At 44.6% G+C, this 2,777-nt stretch carries 1 protein-coding gene; it reads right to left on the reverse strand.

Going from position 1 to position 2,777, the window contains the following annotated elements; translation table 11 throughout:
- Window positions 1-147: 147 nt before the first annotated feature.
- Window positions 148-2,034 carry a group II intron reverse transcriptase/maturase gene (ltrA, locus tag NE638_RS17615; RefSeq protein ID WP_096240995.1) on the reverse strand — a complete coding sequence of 629 codons (1,887 nt, stop codon included), beginning with the start codon at window positions 2,032-2,034 and terminating at the stop codon, window positions 148-150.
- Window positions 2,035-2,777 lie beyond the last annotated feature (743 nt).

Here is a 2,777-nt window from a genome sequence, read left to right on the forward strand (position 1 = left end):
GATAGCGATAGGTAATCCTTTGAAGTTATCTCCGGATTTTCCCCCGCTCCACACCGTGCATGCGACTTTCACCGCACACGGCGCTCCATCGAATTCAGCCGTCCAGGGTTTTAAACACAACTTACACACTTCGTTACAGCATTAAATTCAAAGAATAATAGGTGGCATTTCTGCCATACTACGAAGTTTGTTAAGCTTTTCTATTTGTTTATTGTCAAGATTTAAGGATTTCAGGTACTTCTCAATCGTGGGTTCTGAGGAAGCATGGATAAGGATATGAACCTCTTTGCTGACAAGAATTAGATTTGCGTATTCATCCGAACCACCATTGCTTACCGGCACTTTATGGTGGCAATGAATATCATGAGAATCCATCGGAATTCCCGTCACTGCACATTTACCATACTGTGCCGCATACAAAGAAATACGGTTATCCGCATATTCAATGGTTCTACCCTTTACAGGATTTCTCATCAGCCATAACATCGTCGCTGTGTCGATTGCAAGATTCTTATGAATCTGTTCCCGACCTTTGACCGTGTATTTATTGATGGATTTCCTTTTATGCTGGGCGTTCTTCGGCTGGACATATCCCAGTGGAACCACCGGACGTCCATGAAGGAACCTCATCTGTCTGCTTGTTCCATACTTTTCTTTGATGAACCCATTTCTGAGTTGTCCCTTTTTGGATAAGTCGCCTTTCAGTCTGTTTCTGAGCTGTTTGTTGATACTAAAGGCAAGTCTGCTGAAGTCATGAGATACTTCTGTGGAAATACAATAGTATTCATGAAGTCCAGCAACTACAGAGTTGTATTTCTGAAGCTGCATGAACTGAACATTATCATCTGACGAATGAGCCAGTTCCTTTACTTCTTCCGAGACTTTATCATGAGCCTTTTTGTATGCTTTATCGCTCATATGAGACCGAACCACATATTTCTTACCCTTTCTACGGACTTTCAGCTTGAACCCGAGAAAATCAGAATACTGTCTTTTGAGATTAACTACTTTGGATTTGTCAGGGCTGATTTCCAGCCCCAGCCTGTCCTTTAGCCATAACTCTGTTGCCTTGTATGCTCTGACGGCATCCTCATGTGATGCGCAGAAAATTTTAAAATCATCTGCGTACCGAACTGCATGCATCTCTTTTAATCTGCTCCGGCGCAGAGCCCTGTAAGCGTGGCTCTTAATCTCTGTTCCCTGCGCATTGCTCCTCGTTTTGAATTTTGTCTTTGTTGGCATCTGTTCCCATTGGGAAGCAATCCACCAGTCCAGTTCATTTAATACGATATTTGCAAGCAATGGCGACAAAATACCGCCTTGCGGAGTACCCCGTGTGGGATATGTTTTCTCCCCATTTGGCAGAACAACAGGTGCTTTCAACATCTCTTTTATAATGCATAGCAGCTTTTTGTCCCGAATTCCCAATGCCCATATCTGACGCATCAGCTTTGTATGGCTGATATTATCAAAGAAGCCTTTAATATCGAGGTCAACCACATGGTACAGATGCTGTACCTGTATCAGCCTCATGCATTGCGCAATAGCAGTCTCAGCGGAACGGTTCGGGCGGAACCCGTTGGAGTTCTCACTGAATTTTGCTTCACATATCGGCTCCATGACCTGCAAAATACATTGCTGTACGATCCGATCCACGATAGTTGGAATTCCCAGCGGTCTGGTCTTTCCATTGGGCTTTGGTATTTCCACTCGCCTTACGGGTCGTGGATGATAATTACTGAATTGTTTCCGTATGAGACGGACGTATTCTTCCTCGCTTAACTTTGCAAGGTCGGCTATCGTCCTTTTATCCACTCCCGAAGTATCACTTCCTGTATTCTTCTTTATCGTTCTGTATGCAAGCTTGATATTTTCTTCACTCTCGATGATTTCCATCAGATGGTTGAAGGTTTTATCTTTCTTACTTTCTGCATACAGCCTGTCAAAAGTACCTTCCATGTCGTAATACTCTGAGTTGCGGATTTTTCTCTGTTTACTTTTCCTTTCTTGCTGCCCCGAAGTCAACACAGGCATCCTCTCCCTTCGGTTTGGATTTTCTTTGTCATACTCGAAGCTGTGTTTGTTGTGTTTTCATTTTCATTGCTGAATTCGACTTGTGGCTATTCCTCCACCGCTTACTTATTCACGGCTTCATAGGTACTGTGCCACTACTCTCACTGGAATAAAGAATGGTTATTGCCCTCTCGCGAAGGTATTCCCATCCACCACATCACTGGCTTGCAACCGCCTCCGTGTCCCCAGCTTTCCACGTTCCGATATTCCTATCATTGGATATCTTTAGGTTCTTCCTCTAAGCCTGTATCTGGTCATGCATAACCGCACCGCCTGTAACGATGCATGGACTTTCATAACAACCAATTTTACTTGCCCACAGATACCACCATGAAAGGTGTACTGCCTTTCGACAGCATCAACGTTTAGACTCGTACATTCGGAATTTCGTCAGTATTTTCATACATTCTCACCATGGATATCCGACCCCCGGCATATAGGCAACACCATCCACCTCTGGACAGCTTTCGTGTCTGGCCTGAAAACCAGTCTTACGATTGCTCTCTGCCGACTTCACCGAGCTCTATAAACTTTTGGAGAGAGCCGTTGCATGCTCCCCGCCATTCGGAGTATTAGGGTGGCGCTTCGGGACGTTACCCCCTCATTTCACCCATCGGAATATCAGTTCTCCAAAGTTTCGGGCTACAATTGCCCTTCGACTTTGTGCGTAAGCTTTTCACTTACGAACGTGTCGCACGATTGTC

It is taken from the genome of Blautia sp. MSK.18.38, assembly GCF_024460535.1.
Lineage (GTDB): Bacteria > Bacillota > Clostridia > Lachnospirales > Lachnospiraceae > Blautia_A > Blautia_A fusiformis.

What these genes read in the sequence shown, in the direction of transcription:
- ltrA (WP_096240995.1), bottom strand. Translation starts at nt 2,034, where the DNA reads ATGCCTGTGTTGACTTCGGGGCAGCAAGAAAGGAAAAGTAAACAGAGA.